Source organism: Lacimicrobium alkaliphilum (genome assembly GCF_001466725.1).
Taxonomy (GTDB): Bacteria; Pseudomonadota; Gammaproteobacteria; order Enterobacterales; family Alteromonadaceae; genus Lacimicrobium; species Lacimicrobium alkaliphilum_B.
The window spans coordinates 740,685-762,618 of record NZ_CP013650.1 but is presented as its reverse complement, the minus strand read 5'-3'; the positions used below and the strand labels follow the sequence as shown (position 1 = coordinate 762,618).

At 51.5% G+C, this 21,934-nt stretch carries 17 protein-coding genes and 1 pseudogene; 10 read left to right on the top strand and 8 right to left on the bottom strand.

Annotated features, from left to right (window positions below):
- Positions 1-113: 113 nt before the first annotated feature.
- On the top strand, positions 114-3,038 hold the full coding sequence (locus AT746_RS03595) for a ligand-binding sensor domain-containing diguanylate cyclase (protein ID WP_062476547.1): 2,925 nt from the start codon (positions 114-116) through the stop codon (positions 3,036-3,038).
- Between the two features lie 22 nt (positions 3,039-3,060).
- Here AT746_RS03595 and AT746_RS03590 read toward each other — a convergent pair whose 3' ends face one another.
- The 5 genes from AT746_RS03590 to AT746_RS03570 all read right to left on the bottom strand — a co-directional run bounded on the left by AT746_RS03590 (position 3,061) and on the right by AT746_RS03570 (position 9,682).
- Positions 3,061-3,501 (bottom strand): DUF3429 domain-containing protein, encoded by a 441-nt coding sequence (locus AT746_RS03590; RefSeq protein WP_231731003.1) that lies wholly within the window; start codon positions 3,499-3,501, stop codon positions 3,061-3,063.
- Positions 3,491-3,844, bottom strand: coding sequence for a thiol-disulfide oxidoreductase DCC family protein (locus tag AT746_RS03585; protein WP_062476544.1), 354 nt, complete (start codon positions 3,842-3,844; stop codon positions 3,491-3,493). The genes AT746_RS03590 and AT746_RS03585 overlap by 11 nt, the downstream gene beginning before the upstream one ends.
- A 57-nt stretch (positions 3,845-3,901) precedes the next feature.
- Entirely contained in the window at positions 3,902-7,045 is a 3,144-nt protein-coding gene (locus tag AT746_RS03580; RefSeq protein ID WP_062476541.1) for an efflux RND transporter permease subunit, read from the bottom strand.
- A gap of 1 nt (position 7,046) precedes the next feature.
- Complete coding sequence (locus tag AT746_RS03575) at positions 7,047-8,153, bottom strand: efflux RND transporter periplasmic adaptor subunit (protein ID WP_062476538.1); 1,107 nt, start codon at positions 8,151-8,153, stop codon at positions 7,047-7,049.
- 77 nt (positions 8,154-8,230) lie between these two features.
- Positions 8,231-9,682, bottom strand: a complete 1,452-nt coding sequence (locus tag AT746_RS03570) for a PLP-dependent aminotransferase family protein (protein ID WP_062476535.1) — start codon at positions 9,680-9,682, stop codon at positions 8,231-8,233.
- Positions 9,683-9,782: 100 nt separating this feature from the next.
- On the opposite strand from AT746_RS03570, the gene AT746_RS03565 reads away from it, so the two are divergent.
- The 7 genes and pseudogenes from AT746_RS03565 (at position 9,783) to AT746_RS03535 (ending at position 15,730) form a co-directional block, all read left to right on the top strand.
- The gene (locus AT746_RS03565; protein WP_062476532.1) at positions 9,783-10,427 is read left to right on the top strand and encodes a pyridoxamine 5'-phosphate oxidase family protein; all 645 of its coding nucleotides are present in this window, start codon (positions 9,783-9,785) and stop codon (positions 10,425-10,427) included.
- A gap of 105 nt (positions 10,428-10,532) precedes the next feature.
- Positions 10,533-11,324 carry a nucleoside-binding protein gene (locus AT746_RS03560; RefSeq protein ID WP_062476529.1) on the top strand — a complete coding sequence of 264 codons (792 nt, stop codon included), beginning with the start codon at positions 10,533-10,535 and terminating at the stop codon, positions 11,322-11,324.
- Positions 11,325-11,345: 21 nt separating this feature from the next.
- Entirely contained in the window at positions 11,346-12,101 is a 756-nt protein-coding gene (locus AT746_RS03555) for a substrate-binding periplasmic protein (protein WP_062476526.1), read from the top strand.
- A 228-nt stretch (positions 12,102-12,329) separates the two neighbouring features.
- Entirely contained in the window at positions 12,330-12,896 is a 567-nt protein-coding gene (locus AT746_RS03550; RefSeq protein ID WP_062476523.1) for a GbsR/MarR family transcriptional regulator, read from the top strand.
- Positions 12,896-14,262 (top strand): annotated as a pseudogene (locus AT746_RS03545) (cytochrome ubiquinol oxidase subunit I). The gene AT746_RS03550 and the pseudogene AT746_RS03545 overlap by 1 nt, the downstream one beginning before the upstream one ends.
- Positions 14,262-15,260: a cytochrome d ubiquinol oxidase subunit II gene (cydB, locus tag AT746_RS03540; RefSeq protein ID WP_062476520.1), complete on the top strand. Its 999-nt coding sequence runs from the start codon at positions 14,262-14,264 to the stop codon at positions 15,258-15,260. Before AT746_RS03545 ends, cydB begins: the two are co-directional and overlap by 1 nt.
- Before the next feature lie 56 nt (positions 15,261-15,316).
- Positions 15,317-15,730: an LIC_13387 family protein gene (locus AT746_RS03535; protein ID WP_062476518.1), complete on the top strand. Its 414-nt coding sequence runs from the start codon at positions 15,317-15,319 to the stop codon at positions 15,728-15,730.
- A gap of 265 nt (positions 15,731-15,995) precedes the next feature.
- Here the strand turns inward: AT746_RS03535 and AT746_RS03530 are convergent, their stop codons facing one another.
- Both AT746_RS03530 and AT746_RS03525 read right to left on the bottom strand, forming a co-directional pair.
- Positions 15,996-16,943, bottom strand: coding sequence for a DUF4382 domain-containing protein (locus tag AT746_RS03530; RefSeq protein ID WP_062476515.1), 948 nt, complete (start codon positions 16,941-16,943; stop codon positions 15,996-15,998).
- A gap of 196 nt (positions 16,944-17,139) precedes the next feature.
- A complete protein-coding gene (locus AT746_RS03525) occupies positions 17,140-18,432 on the bottom strand; it encodes an MFS transporter (protein ID WP_082633140.1) in 1,293 nt (430 codons plus the stop codon).
- Between the two features lie 272 nt (positions 18,433-18,704).
- On the opposite strand from AT746_RS03525, the gene AT746_RS03520 reads away from it, so the two are divergent.
- A complete protein-coding gene (locus AT746_RS03520; RefSeq protein WP_156413616.1) occupies positions 18,705-19,115 on the top strand; it encodes a hypothetical protein in 411 nt (136 codons plus the stop codon).
- A gap of 60 nt (positions 19,116-19,175) precedes the next feature.
- Here AT746_RS03520 and AT746_RS03515 read toward each other — a convergent pair whose 3' ends face one another.
- Positions 19,176-19,544: a hypothetical protein gene (locus AT746_RS03515; protein WP_062476509.1), complete on the bottom strand. Its 369-nt coding sequence runs from the start codon at positions 19,542-19,544 to the stop codon at positions 19,176-19,178.
- A gap of 207 nt (positions 19,545-19,751) precedes the next feature.
- Here AT746_RS03515 and AT746_RS03510 point away from each other — a divergent pair, with 207 nt between their 5' ends.
- Complete coding sequence (locus AT746_RS03510) at positions 19,752-21,917, top strand: TonB-dependent siderophore receptor (protein WP_062476506.1); 2,166 nt, start codon at positions 19,752-19,754, stop codon at positions 21,915-21,917.
- Positions 21,918-21,934: the final 17 nt, after the last annotated feature.

Below are 21,934 nucleotides of genomic sequence, written 5' to 3'. Positions count from 1 at the left end.
GGACTAATTATGACAGATTCGACCAGACCGCGCCCTAAACTCTGGCCCTTTTTTCTGTACAGACTTTGTACAGGGCAGGTATTATAGCCACAGAGCAATATCAGAGTCTGATCATGTCCACCCTCTTACTCAAAATCTTTGGCTTTCTTATGCTGGCGGCAATTTTGTTCAGCAATAAAGTCGTCGCCGAACCGACACCTTTGTCGGATTATTTTATTGAGCACTGGAGCGATCAACAGGGCCTGCCGCACAACAGTGTCAACAGCATCAGACAAACCCCGGATGGCTACCTGTGGTTTGCAACCTGGGAAGGAGTGGTCAGATTTAACGGTCGCGAGTTTAGCCGTTTTGGCAGCGACACCGTGGAGACGCTGAATGACTCCGGTATCCGTGCCCTGAGCGTCACACCAGAGGGTGAATTGCTTGCCGCCGGCTCAAGAGGCGCATTTTCCCGTTATAGTGACCATCAATGGCAGCCCATGCCCCACCTTGATGCCCGGATTAATTATGTGCTCCAGGACAGAAAAGCCAATATCTGGCTGGCCACCAACAGTAAGGGACTGTTCAGAATTGATTCAGAGCAGAACATCAGACATTTTACCGCCGCCGACGGGCTTCCGTCTCTGACCATTGAGACCCTGCATGAAGATAATCTCGGCAATCTGTGGGTAGGTACAGCCAGCGGCCTGGTAAGAATGACACAAAGTATGCTGACGCTGATCCGTGATATCCCATCCGTTCCGGTAATCAGCATCACCGAAGATCAGAGTGGCAAACTGATTATCGGAGCCGAAACCGGTCTCTACCGCGGTCAGGGCGATACCTTCAGGGCTTTTCTCCCGGAGCAATTGAATAAAGGCATCAGCCAGTTGCTGGCTGATGATCAGGGCGCATTGTGGATCGGCACCTCCAGAGGCGAGCTGTACAGGATAGTCGATCAACAGATTGACCGTATGGGACCCCAACACGGACTGCCGGATAGCCGTATCAAAGCGCTGTTCCAGGACGCCGAAAATAGCCTCTGGATTGGCACCAACTCTGGTCTGGTAAGAATACGAACGGCTAACTTCAGCACCATCAGCACGCAACAGGGGCTACCCGGTGATTATGTACGCAGCGTATTAAATACCGATGACAACAGCATTATGGTGGGCACCAGTCATGGCCTGGCCCGCATTGAAGGTAATATCGCTGAGCCTGTTCCGCTGCCTTTAAAAGAAACGCCGTTGCCCTCCATACTGAGCCTGGCACAACAAGCTGACAAATTGCTAATCGGTACTCACCAGCACGGGTTACTGCTTCTCGGTGACGACAATCAGTTCCGGCAAATCACCATGGAGCAGGGCCTGGCCTCAAACCAGGTCAGAGCGGTGCTTGCGGATCATGAGGGAAATATATGGGCCGGGACCTCTCAGGGATTGAACAGAATCAACCAGCAGGGGATCAGCCACTACAGTCGGACCAACGGATTGCTGGATGATTATGTGATGGCGCTGGCTGAGGATCACAATGATGATATCTGGATTGGCACAGAATCTGGTGCCGCCATTTATACCCGGGACGGCATGCAAACCCTGACACTGGAACATCTGGATAACACCAGTTCAGTATATGGCTTCTATGCCGGCAAGGATGGTGAATATATGTGGCTGGCGACGGATCGTGGGCTGGTTCGATACCGTTATCATGATCAGAGCCTGAGTATCATTGGCCAGCAGCAGGGTTTTCCGATTCAGAAGCTGTTTCAGGTAACTGAAGACAGCAAACAGAATCTGTGGTTATCCTCAAATCTGGGTATGGTCAGGATGCCGCTGCAACAGGCTCATGCGCTGGCTGACGGCTTACTGGAACAGGCGGATGTCAGGGTCTTTTCCAGCGGAGAGGGCATGCTCAGCCATCAGGCCAATGGCACCTCAAGTCCGGCCATCACCAAGGACTCAAACGGCAATATATGGATTGCCACCGCTAAAGGCGTTACCCGGGTTAATCCGGACAATATCAAAGAGCTGAGTGACTTTGCAGTACCGGTCGTACTGGAAAGCATAGAAGTAGATGGTCTGACGCTGCCGGTAACCAATAGCCTTGAACTGGCTGCCGATACCCGCAGGATACAATTCAGGTTCGCCGGACTGGGCTATATCCTGCCCGATGCCATCGAGTACCATACCTGGCTGGAAGGATTTGATAATGGCTGGGTAGCCAGAGGTAGCGTGCCCGTGGCTGAATATACCAACCTTGCTCCCGGTGAGTACCGTTTTAAAGTCAAAGCCAGTTACCCCGGTGCCGGGGCAAAGGCAGACAGTCGCATGCTGAATCTGGAAATGACAGTGCAGCCCTATTTCTGGCAGCGCACTGAAGTCATTGCCGGTGCACTGCTGCTGGCATTATTGATGTTGATCGCGTTTATCCGTGCCAGAGAGCATGTATTGCGCGCTCATGCCAGAGAGCTCCGTTCACAGGTCGAACTGCAAACTCAAAAAATTCAGCAACAGGCAAAATTATTCGAACAACAGGCTATGCAGGATCCCCTTACCGGCCTGGCAAACAGGCGCTCCTTTGACAATTACCTTAAGCGGCTCAGTCAGAATCCTACCCAGCATCATGGTTATTTTCTCGCCATTATCGATATTGATAATTTTAAACTGGTGAATGATCGCTGGTCTCACGATGTCGGTGACAGAGCCATTCAGGCGGTCGCCTCAGTGATAGCCAGTAATTGCCGCGAGGAAGATCATGCGGCCCGCTGGGGTGGTGAAGAGTTCTCTTTGGTGATGCCAGGGGTTGATGTGCAAAGGGCCACGGAGATCTGTGAACGTATCCGCCAGCAAATCCAGCATGCCGATTACAGCCATCTTGGTTTCGGACTGACCCTCACGGTAAGCACAGGCATAAGTGGCAGTGTGGCACTGGATGATTACCGGCGCTTACTTATCGAAGCCGATAAAGCGCTTTATCAGGCAAAATCAACGGGCCGTAACAGTGTCAGAGTATGGAGAAGCCCTCCGGGACCGACACCTATTGGCAGTAAATCGGCCTGAGTCATTCGTCGGAGCAAGGGCGTCAAATCAACCAGTACATCCACAGATGGCAAAGTATTACCACTGCGGTCAACTGACTTCTTAACGAGACATAGCCACAGGGATAAGCCTGGTCCAACCCCGCACAGACTTCATAAAGCCGCAGGCTCAAAAACAAGACTGCCTGGATTAGCAAAGCCGAACCTGTCAATAAAGCGAATGCCAGAAAACTCATCACAACAAAGCTTACCACCCAGCCTGCTCTGCGCGTGGGCTGGTCAGATTTATACAGCACCGGCCAGAGCACTCCCGCCATAAAGCCCAGAATAAGACAGCTGTACAATTGAAATAGTACCGATATCCGGAGTTCAGACAACCACCACTGCTGCCAGTAGAACAAGGGCAGCAATAAAAACGGGATTGATCCGGCATAGCCCAGAATACGCATCATCGGAGGCATTGAAATTCGCTGATCAGCGGCCATCACACACTCCTGCAGTGCATTGCATACGTTTCGCGGCCCAGTAACCATAGGCTTTGCTGGCCAACCAGTAACAAGGCGGCAGCCGCAGTAGTGTTACCAGCCAGTGAAAGCCAGCCAGACGCCAGTAATACAGACTGGCGTCAATACCGGTAATAAAGGTTTGCCCATCCCAAAGATGCAGAACCGACATCATGTGCGCTTTATCCACGCCAGCGAAAGAGGAAAATCCATCCTCGCTGATATCCACCATCTGCAACTTGCCCTTAAGCTTAGGCGCCAGCCACTGCATTTCGTGACGGCATAACCGGCAACTTCCATCATAAAAAAGCTTTATCTGATGCATCGGCCTGGATCTGAACTATTGATACTCTGAGTACGGATAAGTGGGTATCAGGATCAGTTAGCTTGCGACCCGCTTTGTGTCACGCCAGTTCAGCACAATAACCGTCACAGCAGGCAACAACGTCAGAGTAACCAGGGTCGCCCCGATAATTCCGGCCATCACGATCACACCCACGCCCCGGTATAATTCGGTACCGGCCCCGGGAAGAAATACCAGCGGCGCCAGACCACATATCGTCGTAATAGTAGAAATGGTGATGGGCCGGAGTCTTGATCTTACCGCCTCTTCGACCGCCTCCAGTGCAGCCATACTCTGTTGCTTTACGTTATCTATGGCACGATGCAGAATCAGTATCGGATTATTCACCACTGTCCCCATCAGAATTAAAAAGCCGAGCATCGAAATCATATCAAATGGCTGGTGTAACGGGCTCAGCCCAAACAAGGGCAGGGCTGAGCCGACCAGATTCAGTAACGCCAGTCCGGCAAGACCACCGGCTATTCCCAGAGGGATAGTGGTCATGATCAAAAGCGGATAGCCCCAGTGACTGAAAATCGCCACCATCAGTAAATACACTATGGTCAGTGCCACCAGATAATTGCTGCCAAGGGCCTCCCGGGTGGCGTCCAGCTGATCGGCTGCGCCGGATATACTCAGGGTCACACCGGCTCGCACCTGGCCGGTCCGGCGCAGGTGTTCCACCAGTTGCTCCCGTACCCGGGCCACGCCGGTCTCCAACGCCACCGAACGGGGCGGGATGATATTCAGGGTCACGGTACGCTGCCCGTCCAGACGACGAATATTGCTGGTATCGACGATCTCTTCTATCCGGGCCAGTTCAGACAAGGGCACGTTCTCACCGGAAGGGGTATGCAGCTGAATTTCCTGCAGCGATTGCAGGTTTACTCCTGGCCCGTGACGGCTGTACAGATACATATCAATCTTGTCATCACGCAGGAAGAACTCATTAACAAAAGCGCCGTCAGTCAGCGCTGCCGTTGCAAAGCCGATATCTTCAGCACTCAACCCAAGCTCGGCAGCACGCGCCCAGTCGGGACGAATTTGTACCAGCGGCTGTGCAAGTGACAAACTGCCGGGCTGGGACTGTATGCGGGGATTATCGAAAATCTCTTCGGCCCTGGCATAGGCCGCCTGCGCCACAGAGAACAGATCAGCCAGACCAGGGCCGGAGATATCCAGATTAACACTGCGGGTACCACCATCGTTACTGCTGATGATGGAGCCGCGGGCCGCAAAGGCGCGCATACCGGGGTATTGTTCGTATTTATCGGTAATCGCCTGCATCAGGGCTTCTATATCACCGGGATTAACCGACTGAGTGATAATTCTCAGGCTTTCGGGATTAATGCTCATATTCAGATAAGCCATGGCCGGCACTGCTGCCTCACCGGCATGAAAGTCCTGCGGATCAGCGCCCACAAAAGGCATAAAGTAGTCGTTCAGCTCCTCACCTATCTGCGCCATAGTGTCGAGGTTGTAGCCCGGTGGCGCATTCATGGAAGCAAAGGTTTTTGGCTCTTCACCTTCCGGCAGGTATTCTGCCGGCGGTGTCAGAAAAACTACGATAGCAAGGCTTAACAACAGGGTAATGGCAATACAACCCCATCGTCTTTTGCCCGTGGCCAGGATCCAGCTGATACTCTCCAACACTCTGTTTTGCGAAGACTCCTGATGCTGATGATGACCAGCCGCACCGCTGAAATTCAGTCTGGCGCTGGCAGTGGGGATCACGGTAATGGCCACCAGCATGGACACCAATATCGACGCAGAAATAGCGATGGCGATGTCTGAATACAACTGGCCTGCTTCTTCGGCAATAAACACCACAGGCAAAAACACCATAACGGTAGTCAGGGTCGAAGCCAGCACTGCCGGCCACACTTTCTGCACACCCGCCACTGCCGCTTTGAGTTTGTCCAGTCCTTTGCGTCGTTCCAGTTCGATGCTCTCCAGCACCACAATGCTGTTATCCAGCGTCATGCCAATGGCAAAGGCGATACCGGCCAGAGAAATGACATTGATGGTTCGTCCCGCCAGCAGCAACCCCAGAAAGGCAGCGATAGTGCATATCGGGATACCCACTACGCCAAGGGCGGTGGCCTTGAATGAGCGCAAAAACAAGAACATGATCAGGGTTGCCAGCAAGGCACCGAGAATAAGATTCTTCCAAACATTGAACACTGAGTCCTGCACGTAAACCACGTCATCGGCGGTCAGCGCCAGTTCCATGCCCTGAGGATTCAACAGATCCTGATTGATGACCTCGACTTCGGCCAGCATAGCCTGTTTAATATCGATAACGTTGGAGCCGCTTTCCCGGCGTACCGACAGGCTGATAACCGGTTGATTGTCGACAAAAGAAAGAGAACTGATCTTATAATGATCAAGTTCCACCTCTGCCACATCTTCCAGTCGCACTATGCTGTCGCCTTCACGGCGCAGAATAAGCTGGCGGATATCCTCAACATCCTCAAAGCGGCCAAGGGTGCGGAGCAAATAGCGGCGCTTGCCACTTTGTACTTCGCCAGCTGAGATATCGCGGTTACGCTGATTGATAGCTTCCCGCACCTGCGCCAGTGTCAGCCCCTGCTGGACCAAGGCATCGGCGTCCAGGCGGATTTGAATCTGTCGCCGAGCCCCTCCACCCACATTGACCTCCGCCACCCCGGCGACACTGGACATATGGGTGCGTACATTGTCCTCGATGTAGTCACGCATCATATCCATATCGAGATTCTCAGGATTGCCAGGTAAGGGCGAGATACGGAAATACATAAAGGAATTTGCAGAAAAGGAAGTGGCATAAACCCGGGGTTCATCCACATTGACCGGATAAGAGGGTACCTGGGTCAGAGCATTGTTGACCCGAATAAGGGTTTCAGTAATATCCACGCCGAATGGGAACTCCATCTCTATCTGGGCGCTGCCCAGACTGGCTGAGGATGTCAGTTGCTGCAGATAGGGAATATTACGCAGGAATTCTTCCTGCTCAATCAGAATTTCCTTTTCAATATCCTGCGGGGTGGCGCCGGGCCAGCTTGTCTGCACACTGATGGTACGCACATCCAGATCCGGAATCATCTGCACCGGAATACGCTGAGCCGCTAAGATCCCAAGCACCACGATGATCAATACCGTCACTGCCACCAATATGCCGTGTCGAACTATACCGGCAAACATATCAGCGACCGGCCTGTTGCAGAATAATCTGCTGATCCCGATTCAGTGCTTCGTTGCCACGCACAATCACAATTTCACCACCACTGAGGCCCTTGCGGATCTCAATGCTGTTTTCAAATTGCAGGCCTGTTTCCACCTGAACTTCCCTGACGCGGCTCTGCTTCCCCCACTGGGCATTCTGCTGTGCCAACCAAACTGTAATGCGGCCGTCAGGATGACGAATCAGAGCGTCATTGGGTACGGTGACTTCGCTGCGCCCCATATCCAGTATCATTTGCGCCGACACCGACATACCCGGATACCACTGAGACCCATCGTCCGCCTGCGGTTCAAGCTGCACTCGCAGGCCAAAGCTGCGACTGCCTTGTGTTGCTGCGGGGATACGACGATGCACCGGATACTCAGATTTCTGTTGCGGATACCCTTCAAAGCTCAGTTGCAGACGGGTGTGTTGATCGACCCGGCCAAAAAAACGCTGGGGCACCTTAAAATCAGCAACCAACGTATCGGTGCCAGTCAGCTCCAGCAACCCTGTTCCCGGACTCACCCATTCACCCACATCAATATCACGGCCTGTAATCACGCCGCTAAAGGGCGCCCGTAACTGATGTCGCTCAAGGCTGGCCTGCAGACGCTGCGCTTCGGCCTTTGCCCCTTGCCAGCGCGCTTCGGCTGCACGCACCTCGGAGGCGAGTGCTTCAACTTCGGTTTCGGCAATACTTTGTTGTGAGGTCAGTGCGCGGGCGTCCTCAAGGCGTCTGCGCGAATCGCTCAGGGATTCTTCAGCTACAGCAGCCTGTGCATGGGCTGAAGCGACAGCGAAACGCACCAGTTCGTCGTCCAACTGCAACAACACCTGCCCCTGCTCAACACGCTCACCCTGGTCGGCAAAAATCCCGGTCACCAGTCCGTCAACCTGCGCAGACAACCAGCCCATCTTCAGTGACACCAGTGTGCCACTGAGGGGCACCTGCTGTTTGATTGCCTGCTGTGTCACTTTGGTGCCTTCTACTTCCACTAACTCCTGTGCGTCCACGAACAGACTGCACAGATAACATAAGGCCGCAGCGAGCCACGGCCTGGAGTTGTTGAGGACTGAATTGTTCATAAATATCCCTGCTACCGATAGTTCTGATTTCCTGACATAACTATTTAATCACGTTACGGTATAGAAGCGCAGGCAGATCAGTAGTTCAATATCTGCTGTAAGGCATCCGCTAATATCCGGATTTGATCCTGCAGTTTGTCCTCTTGTAGCTGGCTAAACCCCAGAATAAATCCCTGGGACACTGGCGGGGTGAAGTAATGCTCAGACAAGGTGTTGAGTTTCAGTCCCTTCTTCAGTGCCAGTTGAGCTATGCGCTGATCAACATACTCAATACGATCTGTGTACTGCCACTGTGGTTTAAGCATTGCCAGTAAATGCATGCCACCCTGAGTTTTTTGCCAGTCCAGCCAGGGCGACAGCGGTTCAAGTGCCTCAAGTAACAGGTTTCTGTTGCCCAGATAGTGACGGCGCATACGCCGCAGATGGCGTGCAAACTCACCACTTTGGATAAATTCCGCCAGTGCCGGCTGACTGGTGAGCGCCGCTGAATTGCTCAATACATTCTGAGCCTGCCGGAGTCGCGCAGCCTGCTCAGCCGGCGCCACAATAAAGCCCAGCCGCAGACCACGGAACAACACCTTGGAAAAGCTGCCAAGGAAAAATGTCCCCTGCTGCCGATCCAGTTGCATCAGTGGCACATGGCTGCGGCCCTGATAAATAAACTCATTGTCATAATCATCTTCAACCAGCCACAGTGAATGGCCGGCCGCCAGGCACTGTTGTTGCCAGCTCAGCCATTGGGCCCGCCTCTGGGGGCTCATCACCATACCCAGAGGGTACTGACGATTGGGGGTCAGAATAACCATACCACTGCAAGCGTCTGTTTGCGGCAGTTGTGCCCCCTGTTCATCTATGCTCAGGGGCAGCGGTGGACGGTGCAACATAGACAGCAAACCCTGCATGGGCCGGTAACAGGGATTTTCCAGCCAGATATTGCCTGCAGTGGTACACAAGGCCTGACTCAGAATCGTTAAGGCGTCACGGTTACCGGCGGTAATCACTATCTGCTGCGGGTAGCAATCCAGGCCCCTGAGCTGGCGCAGATACTCTACTACCTGTTGTCTTAGTACCGGTAAACCGCTGGTATAGCTGCCATTTAACAAATCCGCATCAGGTTTGAGCCAGCCGCGTTTCATACAATTGGCCCACTGCCGATGGGGAAACCGACTGACATCGGCGCCAGAGTCAAAACTATCAATGCTGCTTTGCTGTGAAGAGGCTGTTGCAGGCTGAACCAGATGGGCAGCAAGGCATTGTGGCTGCGAAACAGGGGAATTCTGAGCAACAAACAGGCCTTTTCTGGCTTTACTGATCACAAACCCCTCGGCAATCAACTGATTGTATGCGTTCAATGTGCTGGTTCTGGACACACCAAGGCTTTGCGCCAACTCACGGGATGAGGGCAGTTTATCGCCTGCTTTCAGCCGCCCATGGTCGATTAAGTGACGCAACTGTAATTCAATCTGACGATAACGGGGCTGGGAAGCATCAGGTTCAAGGCTCAGGCTAAGACTGGCGGCTGCACTCATCTGGTATCTTAAAAAATTACAAATCTGGATATTTTTATTATAACCAGTTCAGGTAGATTGCCCAGAACGCCATATCATTTAATCATCAGGAAGCACAGCCATGAGTCATAGTTCAGACGCACCCTCAGCAAAAACACAGGTCAAACGGGGCAGAAAAAGAGCCTGTTACGAGCCACAGCGGGTCAGGCAGATTATTGATGCCAGTTTGCTTTGCCATGTCAGTCAGAGTATCCATGGTCAGCCTGTTGTCACCCCGACCTGTCACTGGCGCGATGGCGACAGACTCTACTGGCATGGCCATGCTAAAGCCCGCAATGTCAGTGATGGCAGAGCGGTATGTATCAATATCTGTCAGCTAAATGGCCTGGTGCTGGCCCGTTCGGCATTCCATCATTCGGTAAACTATCAGTCTGTCACACTGTTCGGCACTCCTGAACTGGTGAGCGATCGGGAAGAAAAGCTATACCAGCTTGAGCGCTTTGTGGATAAAGTCTCACCGGGACGCTGGTCACAATTACGGCCGGTTACTGAGCAGGAGCTGATGCTGACTGCCATCGCCTGGGTCCCGATCAGTGAGGCCTCAGTTAAAATGCGCGACGAGCCGCCCATAGATGATGAAGCCGATTATAACTGGCCTGTCTGGGCCGGAGTGCTGCCTTTGGAGCGAACCTGGGGCAAGGCGCAGGCGGACCCGAGGCTGAGGGGTAGCGAATGGATTGAACCCGTTGCTCCCGATTCACGCTAACCCGTAAAAAAGCACCCATCGAACAGAAACATAAAAAGCAGACATCCGGCAAAACCCTTCTATAGTTAAAATCTATACTCAGAAATAAACGCCGGGAGTGAGGCTGTGCGATGTTTATCTGCCCTATTGTTTTTTGTGTTACTTATTCTTAGTCACTCCCTTGCAGCCGCAGACTGGAGTATTACCGAAATTCAGTATCAGAAAGGCAAGCTGGATGCGCCCGGATTTGCCGGGGGCGGCGACGCCGACACCAATATCATCACCTTCCAGCACGCCAGCGGCTGGGCGTATGGCGACAACTTCTTCTTTATGGATCATCTGGACGACGATAATGCTGACGGCTTTAATGATCAGGACTGGTATGGCGAGTGGTACAGCAATTTTAGCCTTGGCAAAATAACCAAGAAGTCGGTGGGAGCCGGTCCGGTTAAAGATATTGGCCTGTTAATGGGTTTTAACTGGGCAGCCGATGCCAAGGTCACCAAGTACCTACCCGGTATACGTCTGTCCTGGGATCTGCCCGGATTTGCTTTTTTTAATTCTGACTTAACTGCCTATATTGATGACAGTGCAGGCATCGTACAGGGAGGCGCTCCGGCCGAGAGCAATAGCTGGATGCTGGATCTCAACTGGGCTTACCCCTTTTCAATCGGTGAACAGGACTTTTCCATCGAAGGGCATATGGAATATATCGCCTCCCGGGACAATGAGTTTGGCGCTGAGGTATCCCACTGGATTCTGGCCCAGCCGCAAATAAGATGGGATATGGGCAAAGCCCTGTTTGATGTCAAAGGACGGCTGTTCGCTGGTGTTGAACTACAATACTGGCAAAACAAACTTGGCGATGCCGGTACCGATGAAAAAGCTATACAGCTGTTAGTTGTGGCCCGACTTTAACAATATACAGGAGTACACAGCATGTCGCTCTGTAACAAACTTCTGCCCATAATCGTCTTAGTTATTGGCCTTGGCTGTTTACCAAAAAGCCTGGCTGATGATTTTGTGGTCGGTGTCGAAAATCTGCACTATTACCCTCACTTCAGCGATAAAGGTGGCGAATATGAAGGTTTTGCCCGCGCCGTTCTGGATGCCTTTGCCAAAGAATATAAGCATAAGTTCAGCTATGAAGCACGCCCCGTTGCCCGGCTGCATGATGAATTTCTCAACCGTGGAAAGTTTGATTTTAAATACCCCGATAACCGTTATTGGCAGGCCGATATCAAACAGGGCAAAAATGTTATCTATAGTGAGCCAGTGGTGGCCTATATCGACGGGGTGATGGTGCTACCGGCTAAAAAGGGCAAGGGTGAAGAGCATCTTAAAACCCTCGGCACTATCCGCGGTTTTACACCCTGGACTTATATGCAGCAAATCGAAGCAGGAACCATACGCGTCCAGGAAAGCTCTGATTTTGAACGTCTGCTGAAAATGGCTATAAACAGCCGTATTGATGGCGCCTACCTAAATATTGATGTGGCCAGGTATCAGCTTCAGACCACTATTGAGGATAAAAATGCGCTGGTTTTCGATGACAGCCTGCCCTTTACCAAAGACAACTATCACCTTTCTACCCTCAAACATGGCGAGGTTATTCAACAATTTAACCGTTTCCTGAGCGAAAACCGTGATCTGATCGACAAGCTGAAACAGGATTATGGCCTGGCCGTCGATTAATACCAGTTGTTATAGCACCAAACTACGGACCTTTACCCATCTCTCGCAGAAGCGCTGGGAGTGATTACACCAATTCCAGTGTCTCTGCGATGAGAATCTCTTTCGTGTGGTTCCTGGTACAGAGCCATGCCGAAGTGCGACTAAAAACCCCTGCTCCGATAAAATTCCTTGCGCTGGATCAAATAATATTTATAATTTCAGAAATTACTGAAACTTTTGAATATCACTATGACACTCTCTCCCTCCCTCTCTTCTTTTGTTATGCACTTCGGTGAAATGGGCAGTCGCTGGGGCTTTAACCGTACCGTGGGACAGATGTATGCGCTGCTGGTAGTTAGCGAGCAGCCCTTAAGTGCCAATGATATTGCCGAATCCTTGTCCATTTCCCGTGGCAACGTGAGTATGGGCCTTAAGGAACTGCAATCCTGGCAACTGGTGAAGGTCAGCCATCAGCCTGGTGATCGCAAAGAGTATTTTAAGGCCCTGGGCAGCATCTGGGATATGGCTAAAAAAGTGATAGAAGAGCGACGTAAGCGGGAGATTGACCCAACCCTTTCGCTGCTGCGCACTATTTTACTCGACGGCACCGAGCAGAAGGATTCTGAACATGCCCGCCAGCGTTTGCAGGAGATTCATGATCTGCTGGAGTCATTAACTAAGTGGAGCAATGAACTGCAACGCCTCAGCCCGGATAATCTCAATACCCTGCTCAAACTCAGCTCCGGGGTCGGCAAAGTGCTGGATATGAAAGATAAATTTATCACCAGGGATGCTGGTTCAGAAGGAGAGCGCTGATGGAAGACGTACTATTACTGTCAAGACTGCAATTTGCCACGACCATCAGTTTCCATATTTTGTTTCCCACTATCACTATTGCTCTGTGCTGGTTTCTGGCCTATTTCAAAATACGCTTCGATCTCTCCGGCGACCCGGTGTGGATGCGGGTGTATCGCTTCTGGGTCAAAATATTCGCGTTGAGCTTCGCACTGGGGGTCGTTTCCGGTATTACCATGTCATTTCAGTTTGGTACCAACTGGCCGGGCTATATGGAGAAAGTCGGTAATATCGCCGGGCCGCTGCTTGGCTACGAAGTGCTGACCGCCTTTTTTCTCGAAGCAACCTTTCTCGGCATTATGCTGTTCGGCCAGGGGCGGGTACCTAACTGGGTACACACTCTGGCCACACTGATGGTGGCTGTGGGTACCTCTCTTTCTGCCTTTTGGATCCTGGCGCTGAATTCCTGGATGCAGACTCCGGCCGGTTTCGAGATGCGCGATGGTGTGGCCCATGTTACTGACTGGTGGGCGGTGATCTTTAACCCCTCGTTTCCTTATCGCCTTGTGCATATGCTGCTGGCCTCTATGCTTACTGCGAGCTTTCTGGTGGCGGGGCTGTCAGCCTATCGCCTGCTACGAGGTGATAGCAAAAAAGCACCGCGGATTGCTCTGAAGTCAGCGCTTTATGCCGCGGCACTGGTGACCCCGTTACAGATTTTTGTCGGTGACCTGCATGGTCTCAATACCCTTGAGCATCAGCCACAAAAAGTCGCGGCCATGGAAGGGGTGTGGGAAACTGAGCGCGGCGCACCATTGTTACTCTTCGCCATTCCCGATGAAAACAGCCGCAGCAATCAATTTGAAATCGGCATTCCCAAGGGGGCCAGCCTGATTCTGACCCATGATCCAGAAGGGAAGATTCAGGGCCTGAATGACTTTGTCGGTGAACACCCGCCGGTTAAGCCCGTATTTTTGGCTTCAGGTTAATGGTCGGCATCGGGCTTCTGATGCTGACACTGGCCTGGCTGGGTAGCTGGCAGTTATGGCGGCATAACCGGCTCTCGCCGATACTGCTTAAGTCTGCCTTTGCCATGACCTTTTCCGGCTGGGTTGCCACCCTGGCTGGCTGGTATGTAACCGAAATTGGCCGCCAGCCCTGGCTTGTCAGTGGCGTACTCAGGACCGCCGATGCCGTGACAGATGTGGCCCCGGACAATGTGCTGCTGACCTTTTGTTTATATCTGAGCCTCTATGCAGTGTTGTTGGTGGTGTATATCCGCACCTTGTTGCGTCTGGCCCGTAAGGCCACCGAGGTGGAAGAGATTAGTAGCTATCAGACGGATAAGAAAACTCACAACGCACCACTGGCACAAGGAGAACGCTGATGTTTGCCGATCAAACTCTGCCTTATATTTTTGTCGGCCTGATGGGACTGGCGGTATTGCTGTACGTCATCCTGGATGGCTATGATCTGGGTGTGGGGATTCTGCTGCCCCTTAACAATGAGTCCCACAGCGACAAAATGATCGCCTCTATTGGCCCGTTCTGGGACGCCAATGAGACCTGGCTGGTATTAGCCGTTGGTGTGCTCTTTATCGCCTTCCCGGCTGCACATTCTCTGGTGCTGAAGGAACTTTATCTGCCCGCCACCTTCATGTTGCTGGGCTTAATTCTGCGCGGGGTAGCATTCGATTTTCGCGCTAAGGTCAAACCGGCCCGCAAAGGCATCTGGGATAAGGCATTCAAATTTGGTTCATTACTGGCGGCCTTTATGCAGGGGTATATGCTGGGTAGTTATATTATGGGCTTTGAGCAAAGTATTCAGGCGCTGGGCTTCGCGCTGCTTAGCGGTGTCGGAGTGACCGCCGCCTACTGCTTTATCGGAGCATGCTGGCTGATTATGAAAACCGAAGGCAGCTTGCAGCAAAAATCCGTGCATTGGGCCAAAACCTGCGTCTGGTTGTGCTTTGCCGGGGTACTGGGAGTCTGCATAGTCAACCCACTGATCAATGAGCTGGTATGGCAGCGCTGGACCAGCCTGCCCCAGGCGTTGTTTATCTGGCCCATTCCGTTTGTCAGCCTGAGTCTGTTCGCCCTGTGCCATTCGGTACTGCGGCGCCTGCCCTTAAAAGATGATGCCGGTTGCTGGCTGCCCTTTATTCTCGCCTTACTGATCTTTTTGTCCTGTTATCAGGGGCTCGCGGTGAGTTTCTTTCCCTACATTGTGCCGGGTAAGATGGATATCTTCGAGGCTGCCAGTGCGCCCGAGTCACTGCGGTTCATTCTGATGGGTGCATTGATTGTAGTGCCCTGCATTCTCGCCTATACCGTCTTCTCGTACCGGGTATTCTGGGGCAAGGCCACAGATCTGAAGTATTACTAATCGGGACAGAGTATCAGCGGATAACACGTCCAACCAACTTATCATCAAGGTACGATATGCCAGCCAATATACTAATGTGTATCAGCAGCGCAACGGTTTTGCTGCTAGGCCTTATCCATTTTTTCTATACCTTCAGAAGCCAGGCATTCAGTCCGGATGAGCACGCTTTACAGGTACAAATGGAACAAGGTTCCCCGAAGATAAGTAACCAGACCAGCATGTGGAAGGCCTGGATTGGTTTTAATGCCAGCCATAGCCTGGGCCTCATTCTGTTTGGCCTGATATACACTTATATGACATTGGCCTACCCTGATTTGCTGTTTCAATCATCGTTCTTGCTTGGCGTAGGATTGGCGATGTTAATCAGTTTGCTGCTTCTGGCAAAAGCATTCTGGTTTAGCATTCCACTGACTGGTGTTTTTGTCTCCTTGCTAAGTTTCATTGCCAGTATTGTAGCCTATCAATTCTGACTGCAGAGCATTGTAGGAGAAGAGCGCGCGGAAAAAAAGACCGCGCCAGATTGGCGCGGCCAAAACACCTTCAGGGAATAACATCCTGAAATGGGCTGTTGCCCGATTGGAAACCCGACCAGCCCGGTTGGGGCCAGACCAGTCAGGCAATAGTACTATTACAAGCTCCGTGCCAAAGTTTTAAAATCCTTCATAATCATTAAGTTAACTGTTATTTCCGGATGGCGCGATGGTCTGATCCGTCGCCGATCCGTGACGCCCCGGTTTAAGGGAAGTCCACCTCTGCAGTTTGTTCTGCCTCGACAGTTGCCGACTTACTGCTTAGAAACACAAAACCATCTTCAGCGTTTTCGTCTGTTTCAGGTTGATCCAGTGCTGCCTGGCAAGTGAAAGCCAGGGTATAGTCGCCCTGTGCAACAAAGGCAGCCTGATACCGGTACTCGGCATTTTGCTCATCAAATTCAACTTCAGCGATGGTATAAGGTGATATTTCATTTTCGTTCGCCGGTTCATCGGTATCATCACCCAACACAGCCATTTCCAGATCAGCTTCCTGATAGAGATAAACCGCGTTGCCTTTATCAGGATCCACTTTATCGGCGCAACTGGCATCCATTATCAGGCTCTCATCCACAACCCCTTCAATAGTACCGACATTCTGGTTCGCCACCAGGCGCACGCCTCTGGGCTTGAGAAAAATATGGGCCTGACCAACCGGATCTACAAGGGATTTTCTGAGGTCAAACTCCAATGTATAAGCGGCAGTAACATTGGCCTCAGCGATAAACCCATCGAGTTTGAGCTCATTACTGGGTACCCGCAGTTCAAAGGTACCCTGTTCCATTTCGATGTAGGAATCCTGAGTGACCACCACTCTCAGCTGTCCATATTCACCCAACGGAATCTCTTCATCTTCTACCAGTGTGGCAAAATTTTCCCCCTGAAGACTCAGCAGATCAATCTGCCGGGGATCGCCATTTTCATCTGTCACATCAAAGCTGACAGTTTCTCCATTACCAATCAGCTCTATCTGATCAAAATACACCACTACCGCCACTGCCGAATCTATGGGCGCATCAGAGACAGCAAGGCTAAAACCTGTGCTGGTTGGCTGGGGCTCATTACCAGATGGCGATTCTCCGCTGTCTGAACCTCCGCAGGCAAAGAGCAGGGGTATTACGGATATTGCCAGTAAGTGATTTTGTAGTTTCATCTTGGGTAACCTCATTGCTTTACATTGATGGGACTCACATCAGTCTATCAATATCCGTTCCAGCCTGAGGTATGTGGGGCCTGGCAATAGTATCTGCAGAACGGATACCAACGCAGACGACCAGAACTGTCTGTTATTGACAACATGCTTCCTGAAAAAAAACACGTCATCCTTATAACCTAATGATTTATATGGACTATTTAATGTCGCCATTCGGCGACAGCCGAGTATCAACCTGTTCTTCTTCACCCGGATCATATCCCTCGGCACGGGGATCCAGTTCAGCCATAACCGGGGTATTGGGTGTAGTAGCAGAGAAAGCCACATGCTCGTCCAGAGGCACTGCCGCCCGCACACTTCGGCGCCAAAGCAGGAAAACAACGGTAATAGTTGCCAGCAGCACGAAATAAATAAACAGCCCCCGGGCGCCGAAGCCATTGATAAATAACGGCGCCAGCAGCGGCCCTGCCATTGCACCGACGCTGTAGCACAGCAGCAATCCCTGATTACCGGCAATCATCTGTTCAGGCTGCAATTCGTCACAGGCCTGACTGAGACTGATGGGGTAAATCGCGAAGATTATTCCGCCAAGACTGGCCACAAGCAGGGCCGTCAGCCATGATTCCGCACTAAGATCTGACAATACAAACAGCAAGCTGATCATCAGGGTTGCAGCAAACAGGGCCATAAGCACAATACGCCTATCAACCCTGTCTGACAGACGCCCCAACGGATATTGCAGGCACATCCCACCGAGGATCAACCAGGCCACCATGTCGGTGATCTGACTGAGATCAAATCCAATCAACGAGAAATATAAGGGTAATAACCCGTAGGCCACACTGAGCAGCAGACCAGAGATAAAGCAGCTGAATACCGCCGTAGGTGTCAGTCTGAACAATTCTGCTACTGAGAGTTTTTCATGTTTATCAAAATGAGGCATATCCACACGGGCCAGAGCCAGCGGAATTACCGATAATGAGGCGGCTAACGCCGCCACAGCAAAAGGCAGCAACATGCTGATATCAAGCTGTTTAAGCAGCATTTGCCCCAGCACCATGGCGCCATAAAACAGCACCATATACAGGGCCATCATACGACCACGAATACGTACCGGGCTGCTGACCATGATCCAGGACTCAATGACTACCAACAGACCGCCGGTGGCAAATCCCCCCAGTAGTCTCAATAGCAGCCAGGTCTCCGGCACCACAAACATGCCGTATAGCAAGGCTACACTGCACAAAATAGAAGCGTAGGCCGAATAGGCGCGAATATGCCCGACCCTTAAAATCAGCCGGCTGTTAATAAAAGTACCCGCCATCAGACCTGCAAAATAGGCAGTGGACACGGCGCCAATCCAGAAAGTCGAAACCTGCTCTTCGGCCAGCCGCAGCGTCAGCAGCGTAGTCAGCAGACCATGGCCTATGGAGTAGATCAGCAGGCTGATCAGGGGGGACGCCATGGAAGTGAGTGCGGCTCTTGGCATAGCTGTGGATTCGCTCGTGGATTCAGTTACTTAGATAGCAGGAAATACCACTGAGGTAAAATAAAAGCTGATGGTATTCATCGTTAAAACTGCAATAACGATTATTCCGGATTGTGACTATCCAACGTCCAGGGGCAAACTCTGAGCTTACTTGAACCCTGTGATGCAGGTAATCAACCCATGTCATATCAGAATAATAATATTGATGGACACCGCACTATTTTTAGACCTCTGCGACATGAAATAGACGCTCGCTCTGCCTGACCTTCAGTATGGAATACTCGAGCGCATTCAGTCAGCAAACTGGCTTCGAACCGGGCGTCGAGCGTATGCTCGACGTCAATTTTTTACGTGCTGAAATACACCATGCCGATGCCGATGCCGATGCCGATGAACATCAGTATGCATTGGCGCTTATTGGTCGCCTGGATAATGATAAGTTTAAAGTGGTGCTCAGCCTCAGCCGTCCGCTAACAGCACTGGGCGAGAGAACAGAGTTTTTCGCTTACTACAGTTATGTCAATGATGACTTTGCCCCCCGTGCAGAACTGACTGAAGATTTTCTCGATACCGGGCATGCACTGTCTTTTGAGCTGCAAGGAAGATTACCGGAACACAATCCGCTTACATGGTTGTTAAACCGGAACACTACCAGCGCAGCGACACCAGCAGAGGTCAGTTAGGACTGCAATACAAATTCAGCCAGGAAAAGTATTCATGTACATCAACAAACGACTCGTATATTACTTGCGGCCTGCAGGCGCAGCTTCCTGCCCCTTGGTAAACTTATTGCGCATCTGCACCTGGCTGAATGCGTCCTGACTGGCTCTGGCTACTTCGTCTCTTTGACGCTTTGTTGTGCATACCCGCTCGCCAAATCGTGTCCCGGTCACCTGTATGCGCTCACACTGATAACCGATAGCAGGATCAGCAAACTCAGCGATGCACTCCTGGCGATCGTGCTTATTCTCCTCCTTAAAACAATCTTTAAGGGCATTGTTTCGCTCCGTGTCAGACAAATTGTTCAGACTTGCGTATTTTGAAGACATATCTGAGGCGCAACCACCTATCAGCAATAAACTCAGAATGCCCGCTAATTGTATAAATTTCATCTTCCTGGCTCCCACCATTTTGTGACCCGAAAAAACACCGGGATATAGTAATTTAAGCTTCCATCTGTATAAAAATCAACCAGCTCATTTTTATCCTTTACCCCTGTACGAAATCCATAAAATTTACCCATTACACAGATCTTGCTGATAACCACTATCATTTGCATTAGCATGCGCAAATGTTTCCGCTCTAATCCGGTAGTACTGATGAAATATCTCTCTCTTTCCTCTTTAGCCCTGGCCGTCCTGGCTTCCTCACCAACGATGGCTCAGCAACAACCTGATAAGGTCCCTGATTCGGATCTCCGGTCTATCGAAACCCTGGTAATTACCAGTAGTCGCAACACAGGCTATCTTGCACAAGATGCAAAGGTTGCCAGTAAACTTAACCTGAGTATTCAGCAAACGCCCCAGTCCATCAGTGTGTTCAGCCGCGAGCAAATGAATGACTTTGCGCTGGATAATGTCAATGACGTGTTAGGTAATGTCACCGGCGTCAATGTGGAGCAGGTAGAAACCGACCGTACTTACTTCAAAGCCAGGGGATTTGATATCACCAACTTTCAGATCGATGGCCTTGGATTGCCACTGATCAACGGCAATGCCCACGGTGATATGGATACCGCCATCTACGAACGCATTGAGGTCGTCAGAGGCGCCAATGGCCTGATGGCAGGTTCGGGGAACCCATCAGCCACTATCAACCTGGTGCGAAAACGCCCCACAGAGGATTTTCAGGCCAATGTTACCGGCAGCTATGGCTCCTGGAGCAATGCGCGCCTGGAAGGAGATGTATCAGGCCGTATTGGCGACAATACCAGAGGCCGTTTGGTGATTGCCAGACAGGATAAAGAATCCTACCTGGACAGGTATGAGCTGGAAAAAGACGTCATCTATGGCGTGCTCGATTTCCAGCTTGGCGATGACAGCTTGCTGACTTTGGGCCATAGCAGTCATACCAGCGATGCAAAAGGCAACCTCTGGGGTGCCCTGACGCTCTATTATGGTGATGGCAGCCCCACCAACTTTGACGCTTCCACCAGCACTTCAGCCAGTTGGTCCAACTGGCAGGTTGAAGAACAGCGCAGCTTTGCCGACCTGACTCACAGTTTCAGCAGTAACTGGTCGTTACGCGTCAGTTATAGCCGTAACCGCACCGATGAAGACAGCCTGCTGTTCTATACCTACCTGGGTGATGCCGCCACAGGGTTGGATCCACAAACGGGTCTTGGCCTGGTGGGATACGGCAGTGAATATGATCTGGACGATGAGCAGGACCTGTTGGATATTTACACCAGCGGCGAATTTACCGCCTTTGGACGCCATCATGAAGTGGTATTCGGTGCCAGCTGGGCCGAGCTGAGTTATCAGGATAAATCACTGTATGACTTTCACACAGGGAATGGCTTTCCTCTACTACCCGCCATGCAGAACTGGGACGGTAACACCCCACTACCGGAGTTTACCGATGGCCTGACCGGCAGTGATGTCACCGATACGCAAAAAGCCTGGTATCTGGCGGCCCGCTTTAACTTAAATGAAAATATCAATCTTATTACCGGCCTGCGCCATAATGACTGGCAGACAAAAGGCGAATCTTACGGGCTGGATGAAACCCGTGATGACAGTCAGAGTATTCCCTACCTGGGTCTGATCTATGATATTAACGAACAGCTCACCGCCTACGCCAGTTACACCGAGACCTTTGTGGCACAAAGGGAAAAAGATCGTAACTTCGAACGTCTGGGCCCGCTGACCGGTGAGGCCAGAGAAATCGGTATCAAATCCCAGCTGTTTAATGGCAATGCATTACTGACTCTGGCCTGGTTCGATATCGAACAGGTTAACCTGGCCGTCTTTGATACTACCATTGAAAACCCCAACACCGGGGTACCGGAAGATGTGTACAAGGGTGCCGAGGGCATTAGCAGCCAGGGCTTTGAGGTGGAGCTGGCTGGTGAGGTACTGCCCGGCCTGCAAGCCAGTATCGGCCTGACCAGTTTCGATATCGACGGCGATGATCAGGTCGAAGCTTACACACCAGAGAAAAGCCTCAGGCTGGCAACCACGTATCGTTTGCCGATGCTGGAAAAACTGCGTGTCGGTGCCAGTGTGCAGTGGCAGGACGATATCTACCGCTCTCAGGGCATAGTGTCAGGGCTTTATGTCAATGCGGGAGAGGAGATCATCACCCGACAGGATGCTTACGCATTGGTAAACCTGATGGCCAGCTATGAGATTAATCAGAATCTTTCGCTGAACCTCAACATCAACAACCTGACTGATGAAACGTACCTTAACAGCCTGTACTGGGCACAGGGGTATTACGGTGCACCGCGCAATGTGATGGCTTCCGTTAGCTGGAGCCTGTAAGCTGACTACCCCCGCAA